Consider the following 15,906-nt stretch of genomic DNA (forward strand, 5'->3'; position numbering starts at 1 on the left):
TTTCCATTCAGGCAAAAACGTTTTTCGTGAGGGAGGCGTTCTGTCAGCCGTTGCCAGCCACTAATCTGGCCATCAGACGCAATAACAAGGAAATCTTCAATGAAAAGATTCATCCCGAGTCTGTTGGCAGCCGCTGTAAGTTTTGCCTCGATGGAAGCCATGGCCGCCGCCGATCTGGTGCTGCTCAACGGCAAGATTTTTACCGCCGACCGCGCGCAACCCAAGGTGCAAGCACTGGCCGTGGAGAACGGCAAAGTGCTGAAAGTCGGCAGCGACACGCAGATCAAAGCCTTGATCGAACCCGGCACCCAAGTGATCAACCTCAAGGGCAAAGCACTGATGCCCGGCCTGATCGACAGCCATTCCCACGCGATTTTCGGCGGACTGGAAATGGTCTCGGCGAACATGGAAGACGAAGTCGTCGACCTCGACGAACTGCAAAAACGCCTGCGCGACTGGCGTGCAGACGGCAAGGCCAAACACGGCGATGTGCTGAGCATTGCCGGCATGAGTTCGGTTTATTGGGCGCAGGCCGAGGCCTTGGGCAACACCTTCAACAGCGGCGAATGGGCCAATGTGCCGGTGGTATTCATCGGCAGCGACCACCACACCGCGTGGGCCAACAATGTGATGCTCAAGCGCGCCGGGATTGATTCGGCCCTGCTGAAAACCCTGCCAGACGCGGAAAAAGACACCATCGGCAAACTGCCCAACGGTGAGCCAAACGGTTTTGTGGTCGACGCCGGTTGGGACCGGGTCGCCTCGAAAATGCCAGTGCCGAGCCCTGCCGACATGTTGAATGCGGCGAAATCTGCGGTGCGCTACAACAACAGCCTCGGCATCACCGCGTGGATGGACCCGGCCGCTAACGCTGCACCGGGCGAAGCGGTGTTCGCGCTCAAACCCACTGAGAAAACCGTCGGCGTGCTGCCGGCCTATAAAGCCCTGTCGGAAAGCGGCGACATGAACGTGCACGTCGCGGCGCTGCTGGTGGCCAACCCGAAAAGCGTGCCGGCTGACCTCGACACGCTGGACAAGGTGCGCCAGCAATTCCAGGGCATTCCCAACCTGACCCTGCCCGGGATCAAGATCTTCGCCGACGGCGTGATCGAATTCCCGGCACAGAGCGCGGCGATGATCGACCCGTACAGCAACTCGCACAAACAGGGTGAACTGCTGATCGATCCGCAGCATTTCGGCGAACTGGTCAGCGCCATCGACCAGCGCGGCTGGCTGGTGCACATCCACGCGATCGGCGACCGCGCGGTGCGTGAAGCGCTGAACGGCATCGCTCAAGCACGCAAGGATCGCCAGAGCGGCGTGACCCACTCGATCACTCACCTGCAAATGGTCAACCCGAAAGAGTTCGCCCGCTTCAAACCGCTCAACGTGATCGCCTCGATGCAATTGCTGTGGGCCAGCGCCGACGATTACACCACCGACATGATCAAGCCCTACGTCAGCGCCCTCGCCTTTCGCTACCAGTACCCGGCGCATTCGCTGCTGAAACAAGGCGCGACGATTGCCGGCGCCAGTGACTGGCCGGTGTCTTCGCCAAACCCGTTCAACGCCATGGCGCAGGCGATTACTCGCGTCGGACCGTTGGGTGTGCTCAACGCCGAGGAACGTCTGGACCGCGACACGATGTTCTATGCCTACACGATCAACGCCGCGCGCACGATTGGCCTGGAGAAGCAGATCGGCTCGCTGACGCCGGGCAAGCAGGCTGACTTTATCGTGCTCGATCGTGACGTGTTCAGTGTCGACAACAAGGCGCTGCATGACACCCAGGTGCTGCAAACCTGGTTCGGCGGCCGTCAGGTCTATACCGCCACAAAATAACAACACTGTTCCCCCTGTAGGAGCTGCCGCAGGCTGCGATCTTTTGACTTTGATTTTAAAAAACCAAGATCAAAAGATCGCAGCCTTCGGCAGCTCCTACAGGTTTACCTCCTGCCCCCATAACAATCACAACATCGGGACTTCACATGAAAGCCTTGCCCCTGTTCGCCCTGAGTTTCTTGAGCGTGCTGCCCTTGAGCAGCTTTGCGATCCCCTTGAACGATGATTTTGCGCTGTTGGTGGATCTCACTTTAGCCAGCGATTACCGCACCCGTGGCATCTCGCAAACCCAGAATGACCCCGCCGTACAGGCCGGCCTGACCCTCGGCCATAGCAGCGGTCTGTACCTTGGCGCGTGGAGTTCCAACGTCGATTTCGGCGGCGGCCTGAAAACCCGTCAGGAAGTCGATTACTACGGCGGTTGGCTCTGGCAGGCGACCGAGGAGGTCAGCCTCGATCTGGGCTACATCAAGTACGCCTACCCCAAGGAAAGCCAGTTCAACCAGAGCGAGGTCTACGGGATTCTCGGGGTTTATGGGGTGAAACTGGCGGCGTATTACTCCAGCGATGCGCCGGGGATCGATAGCAAGCAGAGTTCGCTGTACAGCTATCTCAGCTATGAAACCGAGTTGCCGTTCGACTCAGGCTTGAAGTTGCGTTACGGCAATATGGATTTCAAGGATCCGCATCTGTATTCGGCGTCCGGGCAGGCTGAGGACAGTTATCGCGAATGGGAAGTCAAAGTCACCCACAATCTGGCCGGGGTGGTGTTGGGGTTGAGCTACATCGACACTGATCTCTCACAAACCCAATGTCTGAGCAATTGGGGTTTCAAAGACGTATGCACTGCGACCGTCGTCGCCAGCGTCAGCAAATCCTTCTGACCCACCGAAATCCCTCTGTAGGAGCTGCCGAAGGCTGCGATCTTTTGATCTTTACCCTTAAAAACAACATCAAAAGATCGCAGCCTGCGGCAGCTCCTACAGAGTTTGCGTTCGACTTGTTACAGGATGTTTACGGAATTTTTACTATTGTTCTTCTACTGTTACACGCGCAACCGTGTGTGTTTTCTATTCGAGTAGAGGAAAAATGCGAATGGCTTTGGGCAACGGACTGCGTTTACCGTCCATCACTCCTACCCGACTGGTGCTGCTGTTTTCCCTGGCGCTGGTGGCGTTGTACAACCTGGCGACCTGGAAGGCGTTGGGTACGCTGATCACCCTGCAAGGCGCGCACAAAGTAGCGTTCTTTGCTTCGTTCGGGCTGTTTCTTTGGGCCGCGATCACTCTGCTGCTGACCCTGGTGTCGTTTCGCTGGACACTGAAACCGCTGCTTACCGTGGTCGCCCTGCTCTCGGCGTGCGCCGCGTATTTCATGAACGAATACGGCATCACCATCGACACGGTGATGATCCAGAACGTCTTCGAAACCAACCCCGCCGAAGCCACCGCGCTGTTCAACGGCAAGCTGCTGGCTTACGTGCTGCTGCTCGGTGTGTTGCCAGCGGCATTGATCTGGCGTTGGCCGGTGAGTTATCGGCCATTCTTTCGCGGCTTGCTCAACAAGGTGTTGGTGATCATCGCCTGCGTGCTGGTGATCGCTGCGTCGGTGGGCGCGTTCTATTCGACCTACGCGCCGATCTTTCGCGAAGAAGACAAGCTCACCCACTTCATCAACCCGACCAACTACATCTACGCGATCGGTAAGTACACCAAGCAACGCCTGGGCATCAAAAAGCACTTTGTGGTGCAGGCCATTGGCGAAGACGCGGTGATGAGCGCCAAGACGGCCAGCCGCGAGAAGAAATCGCTGATGGTATTCGTGGTCGGTGAAACCGCGCGGGCCGATCACTTCTCGCTGAACGGTTATGCGCGCGAGACCAATCCCGAGCTGAGCAAACTCGATATCCTCAACTTCAACCAGGTGCACTCCTGCGGCACGTCGACGGCGGTGTCGGTGCCGTGCATGTTCTCGATGTTCCCGCGCGAGGATTACAGCGACAAGAAAGGCAAAACCTACGAGGGCCTGCTCGACATTCTCCAGCGCGCCGGCGTGCAGGTGCTGTGGCTGGACAACAACAGCGACTGCAAAGGCACCTGCCTGCGCGTGCCCCATCGCGATATTTCCAAGCATCAGCCGGGGCCGTTCTGCGATGGCAACAACTGCCTCGACGAAGCGCTGCTGGCGGATCTGCAAAGCTACATCGACAGCCTCAAGGGCCACGCGATCATCGTCCTGCACGCCGACGGTAGTCATGGCCCCGAGTATTACGAGCGCTATCCGAAAGACATGGAGCGCTTCAAGCCGATCTGCCACACCAACCAGTTGGGCAGTTGCAGCCGCGATGAACTGGTCAACGTGTACGACAACACGATTTTGTACACCGACCATTTCCTCGCCAAGGTCATAGAGCTGCTCAAACGCAATCAAGCCACCCTGGATACCTCGATGCTGTACGTCTCCGATCACGGCGAATCGCTGGGCGAAAACGGGCTGTACCTGCACGCGGCGCCTTATGCGCTGGCGCCGGAAGCGCAGACGCATGTGCCGATGGTGATGTGGTTTGGCGACGGCACGCTGGCGAGTGAAGGGATTGATCGTGGGTGTCTGCAAGGCAAGACCGGGCAGGCGGACTTGAGCCACGACAACCTGTTTCATTCGGTGCTGGGGTTGTTTGAGGTGAAGACCTCGGTGTATCAGCCGGGGCTGGATATTTTTCATGGGTGCCGGCCATCGATGACGGCAGCGAATTAACCAAACACTGAAGATCCCTGTGGGAGCTGGCTTGCCAGCGATAAGGCCGGCACATCTTGCATCTGTGTTGACTGACAAGCCGCCATCGCTGGCAAGCCAGCTCCCACAGGGTAAATGGTGCTCTCAGGGGGTGAGGTTTGCCAGATAGGCCCACGGGTAAATACCGCGTTGATGGCCATCGCTGAACACCAGTTGCACGCCGTAGCCCTGGGGGTTGAGTTCAATCAAGCGCACGCGCTCATCCACCAGCGGCGTCAGGCCTTTGAGGTGAAACGCGCGGCATTGCGAGCATGGGCACTGGCGGCGCAGGTCGGCGTGGTTGAGTTGCTGCTTGCGGCCGTCCGGCCAGCTCAAGCGCAGGATCTGTTCGATCTGCGAATTACCCACCGACAGCGGATTCATTGCAACTGACTCAAGGCGATGCGCACGGCTTTGCGCACTTCCGGGTCGCCGTCGTCCTGCGCGGCCTGCAAGGCGGCCACGGCGCCGCGATCATTCAGTTCGCCCAAGGCCAGCGCGGCTTCCTTGCGCAGGTTGCTGATGCGGTGGCCGAGGGTGTCGATCAAGGCGTCCAGCGCCGGGGAGAAACGCAGGCGACCGAGGCTGCGGGTGGCGCGCAGGCGCACTTGCCAGTAGTCATCGCTCAGCGCTTCGACCAAGGCCGGGCCGGCGTCTTGGTGGCCGACTTTGCCCAATGTCGTTGCGGCCTCTTCACGCACTTGCCAGGCGTGGTCCTGCAAGGCCTGGCGCAGGGCTGGCAGGACTTCAGCACTGGAGGCCAAACCGAGAGCACCGGTGGCGGCGCGGCGCACCTCGGTGTCCGGATCATCGCTGGCCAATCGCGCCAGGGCTGGCAGTGCGTCGAGTTGTTTGAGCCAGCCGAGCACGCCGACGGCTTCGCGACGGACATTAGCGTCGGCATCATTCAATGCCGCGACGGCAGCCGGTGCGGCGTCGGCAAAACGCAGTTCTCGCAGGGCGCGAAACACGGCGATGCGCACGCTGACGTCGGCGTGATCAGTCCACGGCAAAATCCCCCGCCCCGCCGCTTCAGTCTTGAGCAGACTCAAGCTCTGCGCGGCAGCGGATTGCACGGCGGGCGACGGGTCGGTCAGCGCCTCGCACAACGCTTGCACAACGTCTTCATCCTCCCAGGCCTCCAGCAATCGTGCGGCTTCGGCGCGGACTTCTTCGACGGGATCTTGGCCGAGGCGGTCGACCAGCCAGAGCAAGCCATCCGGCTCTTCCAGATCCGCCAGATCAATCAGAGCAATACGGCGCACGCCGGCGTCCTCGGCAGTGAGGCGCGGTTGCAAGGCGAGGATTTCATCGTTATCGGTCACAGCAAATATAGAGGTCATAGGGCAAATCGCGGCAAAGGGTTTTCGGGCGGCAGGCCGAGCGGATTGAGGCGCGGCAGCGGTCGGTCGTTGTCGTGGCGCAGCAGGTCGAGGCAGTGGCGCTTGAGGCGCGAGAACTCGGGGCTGGTGACCAGTTCGCTGGTGCGGGGTCGGGCGAAATCCAGACGCAGGTCTTCAATGATTCGCCCTGGCCGTGCGCTCATCACCAGCAAGCGGTCGGCAAGGAACAGCGCCTCGTCGATGTCGTGGGTGACGAACACCACCGTGGTGCGGATGCGCGTCCAGATGTCCAGCAGCAGTTCCTGCATGTTCAGCCGTGTCAGCGCATCCAGCGCGCCGAACGGTTCGTCCATCAACAGCAGACGCGGACGGTTGACCAGCACTCGGGCGATTTCCACCCGTTGCTGCATGCCGCCGGACAGTTGATCGGGCCAGCGTTCGGCGAAGCCTTCGAGGCCGACCAGTTTGAGGATATCGTCGGCGGCGCGATGACGCTCAGTCTTGCCGATGCCGCGCATCTTCAGGCCAAAAGCGACGTTGTCGCGCACCGTGCGCCACGGAAACAGGGTGTGGTGCTGGAACACCATGCCGCGCTGCGGTGACGGACCGGACACTTCGCCGCCATCGACTTTCAGGCTGCCGGCATGAGCGCTCAGGTGCCCGGCCAGAGCGCCGAGCAGGGTCGACTTGCCGCAACCGGACGGGCCGAGAATGCAGACGAACTGGCCCGGTTCGATCTGGCAATCGAGTTCCCGCACGGCTTCGAACGCTTCCCGACCTGCGCCGAGAACGATGGACAACTGGCGGATGTCGATCCGCCCTTCCGGGGTTTGCATCGCGCTCATCAGGCTTTTCCTCGCGGTCGATGCCAAGGCGTGAACAACCCGCCCAGGCGTTTGATCAGCAGACTGCTGCCCATGCCCAACACGCCGATCAGCAGCATGCCGACGACGATGTCGGCGTAGTTCTGGATCGTGTAGGACTCCCAGGTGTAGTAACCGATGCCGAACTGGCCGGAGATCATTTCTGCCGTGACCAGACAGAACCACGACGTACCCATGCCGATCGCCAGGCCAGTGATGATGCTGGGCGCAGCGCCGGGCAGGATCACTTCAAGCAGGATTGCGCGGCGCCCTGCCCCGAGGCTTTTCGCTGAGGCGATCAGCCGTGGGTCTACGCCCTCGACGCCATGCACGGTATTGAGCAGGATCGGGAACAGTGCGCCGGTGAAGGTGATGAAGACCATCGAAAGTTCCGAGGACGGGAACATCAGGATCGCCAGCGGGATCCATGCGACGGCGGGGATCGGGCGCAGGACTTCCAGCGGTGGCAGCAGCAGGTCTTCGGCCCATTTCGAACGGCCGATGGCCAGACCGAGGGCGATGCCGATCAGCAGTGCCGCGAGGTAACCGGCGAACACGCGGCTGAGGCTGGCGCTCAGGTGTTGTAGAAGCTTGCCGGAATCGCCCAGGCCCAGCGCTGCTTCGATCACCGCGATGGGTGTTGGCACGTTGGCGAAGGTGACCAGGCCGAGGTTCCAGTGGTGGCTGGCGGCGAGTTGCCAGAACAGCAGGCAGAGCAGCAAGGATGTGGCTCTTGATGTCCAGCGTAGGGTGGGTGAATTCATTGATCGGGTTTCCGGTTGTGGAGCTGTGTTGTGGCTGAGATTTACCCCCCTCACCCCAGCCCTCTCCCCCCAAGGGGGGCGAGGGGGAAAGGGAGCCGATCTCCGAGCTTTTCAAAACCTGCGTTCAGCTTGAAAGGGAGCTGATCTTCATGGTTTTCAAACCTGGGTTCGGCTCGATATAGAACCGATCTTCATGCTTTTCAAAACCTGAGTTCGACTCGGTATCTCAGGTCGGCGTACCTTGCCAAAACACCTCGGTCAGTCCCCTCTCCCTCTGGGGTGCGAGGGGGAAAGGGAGCCGATCTTCATGCCTTTCAAGCCTGAGTTCGACTCGGTATTTCAGGTCGGCGTACCTTGCCAAAACACCTCGGTCAGTCCCTTCTCCCTCTGGGGTGCGAGGGGGAAAGGGAGCCGATCTTCATGCCTTTCAAACCTGAGTTCGACTCGGTATTTCAGGTCGGCGTACCTTGCCAAAACACCTCGGTCAATCCCCTCTCCCTCTGGGAGAGGGCTAGGGTGAGGGGCTTTTGATCTTCAATCAGCGAGCAGCAACCGCTTGGGTAGTGGCATCAGTGAAGTCGAAAACCTTGCCACCCTGCGCCGAGGCATATTGCTGCGCCTGACCCTTGAGCAAAAACGCACTCAGACGCCCCTTCGCATCACTGGCAAACCACGCCTGCTCAGCCAACAACTTGATCCCGCTGTCACTGGCCTGCGCATACACCGCACGGATGTTTTTACCTTCCTGCTTCAACGCCGCCAACGCAGTGAAAGCGGACTCGGCGGAGGCATAGCGGCGCACTTTGTCCTCACCGCGCACCCAGATTTCCGCAACGTGGCTGAAGTCAGTAATCGCTTTACCCGTCGCCGCATCCGTAGCCTTCAGCGGCGTCTGCGCGTAATTGGCCAACTGCGCCGTGTAATCCAGACCCGACGCCTTGAACGCCGCACGAATGTACTGATCGTCGACAAAGGTATTCAGATCGAGCCCGCGATCAGCCTTCTTCAGCAGCTTCAACGTATCGATGGCCATGCCAACCGCCTGGCGATATTCAGGCTTCCAGCTGAGGTCGCGGGTCTGCACACCGAGCGGGCCGTGGAACAGGTAATTCACTTCGGCATCGACGCCGGTGACTTTGGCGATCAGCTCGCTGTACTTCTCAGGCTCGGCGGCGAGCAGTTGATTGGCCTCAATGCTCGCTCGCAGATAAGCGACAACAATCTCCGGGTACTTCTTCGCGTAAGCCTGATCCACCAGCGCACCGTGAAACGTCGGCGCATTAGCCTGTGCGCCGTCATAAATCTTGCGGGCGAACCCCCTGCTCGGGAACAGCTCGGCGAACGGCACGAAATCGGCGTGGGCGTCGATCTTGCCGGCCTGCAACGCGGAGCCGGCGACCTCTGGCGGCTGGGCGATGATGTTGACGTCCTTGAGCGGATCCCAGCCCTGCTCCGCCACCGCACGCAACAACATGCCATGGGCGGTGGAGGCGAACGGCACGGAAATCGTCTTGCCCTTGAGCTCGCTCAGCGACTGCACACCGGATGCACTCGGCACGACGATGCCGTTGCCGCTGCCCTTGATGCTCCCCGACAACACGCTGATGAACAGGCTGTGCTTGCCGGCGGTTTCGAAGGCGACACCGTTGAACGCACCGGGGAAATCGGCCATGGCGCCGAAGTCGAGTTTGCCGGCGACCATCTCGTTGGTCAGCGGTGCGCCGCTGGTGAAGTTTTTCCACTGCACGTCGTACTTGGCGTCTTTGTAGGCGCCGTCGTGGGGCAAATATTTGTCGAGCAGGCCAAGCTCACGAATCAACAAGCCGCCGGCGGCGCAGTTGATGGTGGTGTCCTGGGTGCCGATGGCGATGCGGATGGTTTCGGCCGAGGCCGACACGGTGAACGAAGCCAGTACCAGACCGGCGATTGCTGCACGCAACATGAGTGTTTCCCCTCGAATCATTTATTTGAGTTCGTCTCCGCCGCGATCGGGGCGCGGTGGGAAACGAGGGGTTTTCGGTGAATCCAGCGTCCGGGGTTCACCGGATGGCTTTGGTTTGTCACAGTTCCAAATGTAGGAGTGAGCCTGCTCGCGATAGCGGTGTGTCAGCTAACACATCTACATCTGACCCACCGCTATCGCGAGCAGGCTCACTCCTACAGGGGAAAGCGTTTCAACGCAGGAGATAGGGGATATCGACTTTGACGGCACCCGTCGGACAATCCTTCTCGCACGGCATGCAGTACCAGCACTCATCGAACGCCATATAAGCCTTTTGCGTCGCCGGGTTGATCGCCAGCAAGTCCATCGGGCAGACGTCGACACACACGGTGCAGCCCTTTTCAGCGATGCATTTATCCTCGTCCACAGTGACGGGGGCGTTGGAGCGGAAGAAGATTTCCTGAGCTTGATAGGCCATGGTTCGGACTCTTTGATTTATTGATGTATCAAGCGGCAAATGCGCCGACCCGCAAACGGTCGTAGGCCTGCATTTCTTCAGCATCGAGCGGGATGATGTAAGGCTCGACGGCTTTCTTGAAACTGGTCATCTGGCCGTCCTCGCCCTTCTTCAGGTGGCAATGACAGAACCATTCGCTGTCGTTGCGCTGCGGGTGGTCGACGCGATAGTGGTACAGCCCCCAGCGGCTTTCGGCGCGGAACAACGAAGCACGCGCGGCCATTTCGGCGCAATCGCGAATCACGCTGGTTTCCATCGCGCGCATCAGTTCGTGGGCGTTGTTGGCTTTCATCTGATCGAGGTCGCGCTCGATATCGCTGAAGCGTTGCAGGCCGATCTGCATCTTCTTGGTCACTTTCGGCGGTTGCAGGTAATCGTTGACGAAGCGCCGCAGCTTGTACTCGACCTGGGCCGGCGGCAGACCGTGTTCGCGATCCAGTGGTGCGTAGACCCGGGCCTTCTCCTTCTCTATCTGCTCGTTATCCAGCGCAGAAAACTCGCGACCGGCGACAAAATCCGCCGCGTTGTGCCCGGCGAACCAGCCGTAAGTGAAGGCACCGAGCATGTAATTGTGCGGCACGGCGGCCATGTCACCCGCCGAGTACAAGCCTTTCACCGAGGTCTCGGCGCGTTCGTTGACCCACACGCCGGACGCCGAATGACCGCTGCAAAAGCCGATTTCGGAGATGTGCATTTCGACCATCTGCGTGCGGTAATCGGTGCCACGATTGGCGTGAAACTGACCGCGACTCGGCCGCTCGTTGCTGTGCAGGATTTCCTCGATGTTCTGGATGGTTTCCTCGGCCAAGTGATCGAGCTTGAGGAACACCGGGCCGTTGCCGCTCTCCAGTTCCTGGTGGAACTCCCACATCATCTGCCCGCTCCAGTAGTCGCACTCGATGAAGCGTTCGCCCTTGTTGTTGGCGGTGTAGCCGCCCAGCGGGCCGGTGACATAAGCGCAGGCCGGGCCGTTGTAATCCTTGATCAGCGGGTTGATCTGGAAGCACTCGAGGTTGGCCAGCTCGGCACCCGCGTGATAGGCCATCGCGTAGCCGTCACCAGCATTGGTCGGGTTTTCGTAGGTGCCCATCAGGTAGCCCGACGACGGCAGACCGAGACGCCCGGCAGCGCCACAGGCGAGGATCACCGCTTTGGCCTTGATCACATGAAAGTCGGCGGTGCGGCAGTCGAATCCCATCACACCGTTGACGGTGCCCTCCGCGTCGGTCAGCAAACGCGTGCAGACGAGACGATTGGTGATGCTCACCCGCGCACGTTTCAGCTGGCGATAGAGGACTTTTTTGATGTCGTGCCCTTCCGGCATCGGCAGCACGTAGGCGCCCATGTGGTGGACTTTTTTCACCGCGTAATCGCCGGTTTCGTCCTTCTCGAACTTCACGCCCCAGCGATCAAGCTGCTCGATGGTTTCAAAACTGTGCGTTGCATAGGCGTAAACGGCGGCCTGATTGACGATGCCGTCGTTGGCGATGGTGATTTCCTTGGTGTACTGCTCGGGCGTCGAGTGGCCGGGGATGATCGCGTTGTTCAGGCCGTCCATGCCCATGCTGATCGCGCCGCTGCGTTTGACGTTGGCCTTGTCGACCAGCAACACGCGCAGATCGCGGTTGTTTTCCTTGGCCTTGATGGCGGCCATCGGCCCGGCGGTGCCGCCGCCGATGACGACGATGTCGTATTCCTGTTCGAGCACGTTGCGGGTCATGCCTGCTCCCCTTTTTGCCGGTCGATCCGCAGACGGTACTGGAACGCATCGCCACGGTAGTAAAGGTGTTCGAAGTCCAGCGGCTGGCCTTGCGCGTCGTGGGTCAGACGCTCGATGCGCATGATCGGTGAGCCGGCCTCGACGTTCAGCGCCTGGGTCAGGTCGCTGTCGGCGAGTACCGCGTCGATGGCCAGATCAGCGTGGCCGAGGGCGATACCGCAGTCGTTTTCGAGGATCAGGAAGATGTCGCGGGTGACCAGATCAGCCTTCTCCAGGCGCTCGCCGACGGCTTTGGGCAGGTAGGTGATTTCCAGCGAGATCGGCTCACGGTTGATCAGTCGCACGCGTTTGATCTGCGCGACGATCTCGCCCTCGGCGACCTGCAAACGTTCGGCGACACGTTTGTCAGCCGGGATGAATTTGAAGCTGCGCAGGCGGTTGATCACCTCGTAGCCACGGCCGGTCATGGACTCGGCGAGGCCTTGCAGGCTGCTGACGTTCTGAAAGGTTTTCGGCTTGGCGACGAAAGTGCCTTTGCCGTGGATCTTGAAGATCAGCCCTTCCTTTTGCAGATCGCCCAAGGCCTGGCGCACGGTGATGCGGCTGACTTTGAACAGCGCACCGAGTTCGCTTTCGGAGGGCATCTGGCTGTCTTGCGGGTATTCACCGTCGAGGATCCGCGCACGGAGGACGTCGCGCAGTTGGGTGTGCAGCGGGACGCTGCTAAGGGAGAGAACGTTATCGGTCATCGCGGGATCACTTGTTATAACGAGTTATGACGTGATCTTAGAGTTGTTATGACAAGGTTAGAAATATTGTTTGGGCATAACCTTAGATTCGGTGTTGAAAATCAAAAGATCGCAGCCTTCGGCAGCTCCTACATAAGACCCCGATTCCCTGTAGGAGCTGCCGAAGGCTGCGATCTTTTGATCTTAACGTTTGAGGATCTGATCCATGACCCAATCGGTCTTGAGGGCTTGCTCGGCGACGGCGGGATGTCTGGAATCACCACGAATATGCGCATTCATGCCCAGCACGTGATGCCACTGAATGTGTTCGTGATGGGGGATTTCCAAGCTGATACTTTCATCGGCATGCAACTGCACGGGATGTTCATCGAACACGGAAAAAATGATCCGCCCGAGACTGCCGATGATCTCGACGCGATCCTCGCGCCGATCCGCGACAAAGCTCCAGCAGCCCATGCCCAACGCCCCGGAGGCGAACCGCCAACTGGCGCTGACCGCGTCTTCGGCCGCATACAACCCGGCCTGATGCGCGGTGAATCCGGCGACCTCGACAATGTCGCCGAGTAGGTACTGGAACAGATCAAAACCATGGCTGGCCAGGTCGGCAAAGTAACCGCCACCAGCCACCGCCGGATCCGTGCGCCAATTGTCGCGACCGTCCAGATCCACCGGCGACGGTGCTTTGGTCAGCGTCCAGCTCAAGTGCCGCACCTCACCAATGCGTCCCTCCTCCAGCCACTGCCGCACCTGCGCAAAACGCGGCAACGAACGGCGATAGTAGGACACAAACAAGTGCAATCCGGCTTCGGCAAACACCTGCTGCATCTCACGACTTTGTCCGGCATTCAGCGCCATCGGTTTTTCGACGCAGCAATGCTTGCCGGCAGCGGCGACTTTGAGGCTGTAGGCATGGTGGCTGTCGGGTGGCGTGGCGATGTACACCGCGTCCACCTCGGGATCGTTGATCAGCGCATCGACGTCGGTGTAAACGCGGGCGATGCCGTGGCGCGCGGCATAGTCGGTCACCGCTTCGAGGCGTCGGCCCATCACCGCCACCAGCGCCGAACCGGGCGCCTTGTAGAAGGCCGGCCCGCTCTTGCGTTCAGCGACGCTGCCACAACCGATCATGCCCCAGCGCACCACGTTCATGTCTCTTCCTTTAGCCAATGCGCAAGGCGCGCAGATCGAGGTGACCATCCTTCAGCGGCGGGCACCAGTAGTAGCCGCCAGTGATCGGCCGACTGATGCGGTACAAGCCATCGGTGATGCCATCTTCCAGTCCACTCATACGGCGCAGTTGCGCTTCGAAGGCATCCAGCGAGAAGCCAAAAGCGAGGAACATCAGGCCGGCGCGATCGCCTTCGATCCACGGCATCGAGCGGCGCACGACGAACGCTTCGGGAGCGAAGCTTTCCTGCGCGGTGCGTTTGACGTGGGCGGAGATTGGCGCGTCGTCGATCTCTTCGTTGTCGCTGAGGCGACGGCCCATGATGTTGTCTTTGTCGTCGGCCGAGAGTTTGTGGAAACCCTTGAGATCGTGCTGCCATTGCTGAATCGCGGCGAAGCTGCCGCCGACCATGCCGTCAGTGCCTGCGCTTTGCAGAGCGGCGGCGATGGCGGCTTCGTCGTGCGGGTTTTCGGTGCCGTCTTCGTAGCCGGTCAGGTCGTGGCCGTCCTTGTGGCGGAAGGCTTCCTGCATATCGACCAGACGCAGGGCCGGGGCCAGCGCGGCTTCGAGGGCGTTGCAGCGATTGAGCAGTTCACCACGGTCGACGCCGTGCAGCCAGACCCACAGCGCGTGCTGGGTCGACGGGTTCTCGACGCCGACACCGGTCAGCGCCGGGAAGCTGCGCAGGCCGTCGATTTGCACGTTGAGGGCCTTGGCCAGGGATTCGCCGAAACCGACCACCGCCGACTTGCCGTCCACCTGATTGATCAGGTTGTCGATCGCCTGCGGCAGGGCTTCAACCGACTCAAGGGCGAAAAACAGGTGACGTGCTTGCGCAGGAACTGGGGTGGCGAGAATGCCCGGCTGGTAGTAACTCATGTGAACTCCTTGGGAAAGTGCGCGGGAGTTTACCTGTGGCCGGAGGATTTGTGTGGGTTTGGATGGAAGTCAAAAGCCCCTCACCCTAGCCCTCTCCCGGGGGGAGAGGGAACTGATTCGGGGATATTCGAAATCTACACCGACCTGAACGTGCATCAGTGAATCCATAATTTCAGGTCAGTGCATGACTCAAGACAACTGCGGTCGGCCATCATTCTCTCAAGTCCGTAATCGACACAATCTTTCAGGTCGATGCATGACGCAAGACACTGCGGTCGGCCCCCTCTCCCTCCGGGAGAGGGCTGGGGTGAGGGTTAGCGTCGTTACGCCAGGCACTCGGACTCAACCCCGTCCAGCGCTTGAACGCCCGGCGAAAACTGCGCACATCGCTGTACCCGACTTCCTCGGTAATCCGCTCGATCGGCATATCGGGATTGGCCAGCAAACTCATCGTCCGCGCCTGACGCACCTGTTCCAGCAACGCCTCAAACGTCAACGCATGCTCAGTCAACCGCCGCCGCAACGTACGGCTGCTCATGTTCAAATCACCGGCAATCTTTTCGATGTGACTGCCGCGACTCAGGTCCCGGGCAATCGCCCGCTCCACGGCCTGAATCAAATCAAGTTTCTGATGCACCTGCGCCGCTTCCAGCTCCAGCAATGCAATGGCCTGACGCAGCGCCAGCGAATGATGATTGGGCAGGTTCACATCCAGCCACTGCGCATCGATCAGCATGCGATTGTGCAGGCAACCGAAGCGCACCTCCGGCCCGAGCAGGCGCTGGTATTCGCTGAGGTAATCCGGCGCGGCATGCACAAATTCCACGGCAATCGCCTTGAACTCAGGCCCGACCAGCGCGCGGCCATACACCAGCAAACTGGCGAAAAACTCCTCGACCGCAAACACCTGCACATCAGCAAATGGCAGACGACATTCAGCATCGAGATGCACCTGCCCGCCAACCACATCGACGCTGGACACCACAATTCCACCCGAGGTGTGTTGGTGACGAATCCCCAGCGCAAAGGCATCACGCAAGGTCTTGCACAGCGACAACACATGCCCGAGCAAACCCAAAGTACCGAGGACGTTCTGCGCACCAACCCACAGCCCCAGCCCCTGATTGGGCAGCACTTTAAGTGCGCGCTGAATCATCGCCACCGCCTGACGATAAGAAATCCGCTGCGCCGGATCCTGCAGATCCTCAAGGGTAAAACCCAGCCCACGGCACAGGCTCTGGGGATCGATGCCTTTGTTCTGCGCAACTTCGGCGAGGGTTTGCAAAAGAAATGGCGAAACCAGCGCCAATTCAAAGGTCGGGTCTTGGACTTTTACGTTCATGGGGG

The 15,906-nt window shown here is 60.0% G+C and carries 14 protein-coding genes; 3 read left to right on the plus strand and 11 right to left on the minus strand.

The features are described 5' to 3' along the window. Positions 1–99: 99 nt before the first annotated feature. The 3 genes from M5G26_RS07860 to M5G26_RS07870 all read left to right on the plus strand — a co-directional run bounded on the left by M5G26_RS07860 (position 100) and on the right by M5G26_RS07870 (position 4,596). The gene (locus tag M5G26_RS07860; protein ID WP_273914922.1) at positions 100–1,842 is read left to right on the plus strand and encodes an amidohydrolase; all 1,743 of its coding nucleotides are present in this window, start codon (positions 100–102) and stop codon (positions 1,840–1,842) included. Between the two features lie 146 nt (positions 1,843–1,988). Next, positions 1,989–2,726: a TorF family putative porin gene (locus tag M5G26_RS07865; protein ID WP_273914923.1), complete on the plus strand. Its 738-nt coding sequence runs from the start codon at positions 1,989–1,991 to the stop codon at positions 2,724–2,726. 211 nt (positions 2,727–2,937) lie between these two features. Then, complete coding sequence (locus M5G26_RS07870; RefSeq protein WP_273914924.1) at positions 2,938–4,596, plus strand: phosphoethanolamine transferase; 1,659 nt, start codon at positions 2,938–2,940, stop codon at positions 4,594–4,596. A gap of 123 nt (positions 4,597–4,719) precedes the next feature. Here the strand turns inward: M5G26_RS07870 and M5G26_RS07875 are convergent, their stop codons facing one another. The 11 genes from M5G26_RS07875 to M5G26_RS07925 all read right to left on the minus strand — a co-directional run bounded on the left by M5G26_RS07875 (position 4,720) and on the right by M5G26_RS07925 (position 15,901). Beyond that, complete coding sequence (locus M5G26_RS07875; protein WP_273914925.1) at positions 4,720–4,998, minus strand: DUF971 domain-containing protein; 279 nt, start codon at positions 4,996–4,998, stop codon at positions 4,720–4,722. Continuing rightward, entirely contained in the window at positions 4,995–5,957 is a 963-nt protein-coding gene (locus M5G26_RS07880) for a HEAT repeat domain-containing protein (RefSeq protein WP_273914926.1), read from the minus strand. Before M5G26_RS07880 ends, M5G26_RS07875 begins: the two co-directional genes overlap by 4 nt. Continuing rightward, complete coding sequence (locus M5G26_RS07885) at positions 5,954–6,802, minus strand: ABC transporter ATP-binding protein (RefSeq protein WP_150692230.1); 849 nt, start codon at positions 6,800–6,802, stop codon at positions 5,954–5,956. Before M5G26_RS07885 ends, M5G26_RS07880 begins: the two co-directional genes overlap by 4 nt. Further along, the gene (locus M5G26_RS07890) at positions 6,802–7,584 is read right to left on the minus strand and encodes an ABC transporter permease (RefSeq protein WP_273914927.1); all 783 of its coding nucleotides are present in this window, start codon (positions 7,582–7,584) and stop codon (positions 6,802–6,804) included. Before M5G26_RS07890 ends, M5G26_RS07885 begins: the two co-directional genes overlap by 1 nt. A gap of 538 nt (positions 7,585–8,122) precedes the next feature. Further along, a complete protein-coding gene (locus M5G26_RS07895; protein ID WP_273914928.1) occupies positions 8,123–9,547 on the minus strand; it encodes an ABC transporter substrate-binding protein in 1,425 nt (474 codons plus the stop codon). Between the two features lie 211 nt (positions 9,548–9,758). Beyond that, on the minus strand, positions 9,759–10,004 hold the full coding sequence (locus M5G26_RS07900; RefSeq protein WP_003225615.1) for a 4Fe-4S dicluster domain-containing protein: 246 nt from the start codon (positions 10,002–10,004) through the stop codon (positions 9,759–9,761). Positions 10,005–10,032: 28 nt separating this feature from the next. Continuing rightward, on the minus strand, positions 10,033–11,763 hold the full coding sequence (locus tag M5G26_RS07905; RefSeq protein WP_134173555.1) for a fumarate reductase/succinate dehydrogenase flavoprotein subunit: 1,731 nt from the start codon (positions 11,761–11,763) through the stop codon (positions 10,033–10,035). Beyond that, positions 11,760–12,512 (minus strand): GntR family transcriptional regulator, encoded by a 753-nt coding sequence (locus tag M5G26_RS07910; RefSeq protein WP_016774450.1) that lies wholly within the window; start codon positions 12,510–12,512, stop codon positions 11,760–11,762. Before M5G26_RS07910 ends, M5G26_RS07905 begins: the two co-directional genes overlap by 4 nt. Before the next feature lie 183 nt (positions 12,513–12,695). Next, positions 12,696–13,661, minus strand: a complete 966-nt coding sequence (locus M5G26_RS07915) for a Gfo/Idh/MocA family protein (RefSeq protein ID WP_273914929.1) — start codon at positions 13,659–13,661, stop codon at positions 12,696–12,698. Between the two features lie 10 nt (positions 13,662–13,671). Continuing rightward, complete coding sequence (locus M5G26_RS07920; protein WP_273914930.1) at positions 13,672–14,559, minus strand: Dyp-type peroxidase; 888 nt, start codon at positions 14,557–14,559, stop codon at positions 13,672–13,674. Between the two features lie 244 nt (positions 14,560–14,803). Then, positions 14,804–15,901 carry an AraC family transcriptional regulator gene (locus tag M5G26_RS07925; protein WP_273914931.1) on the minus strand — a complete coding sequence of 366 codons (1,098 nt, stop codon included), beginning with the start codon at positions 15,899–15,901 and terminating at the stop codon, positions 14,804–14,806. Between the last annotated feature and the right edge of the window lie 5 nt (positions 15,902–15,906).

The organism is Pseudomonas sp. TNT2022 ID642, from assembly GCF_028656995.1.
In the GTDB taxonomy this organism is placed as follows: domain Bacteria; phylum Pseudomonadota; class Gammaproteobacteria; order Pseudomonadales; family Pseudomonadaceae; genus Aquipseudomonas.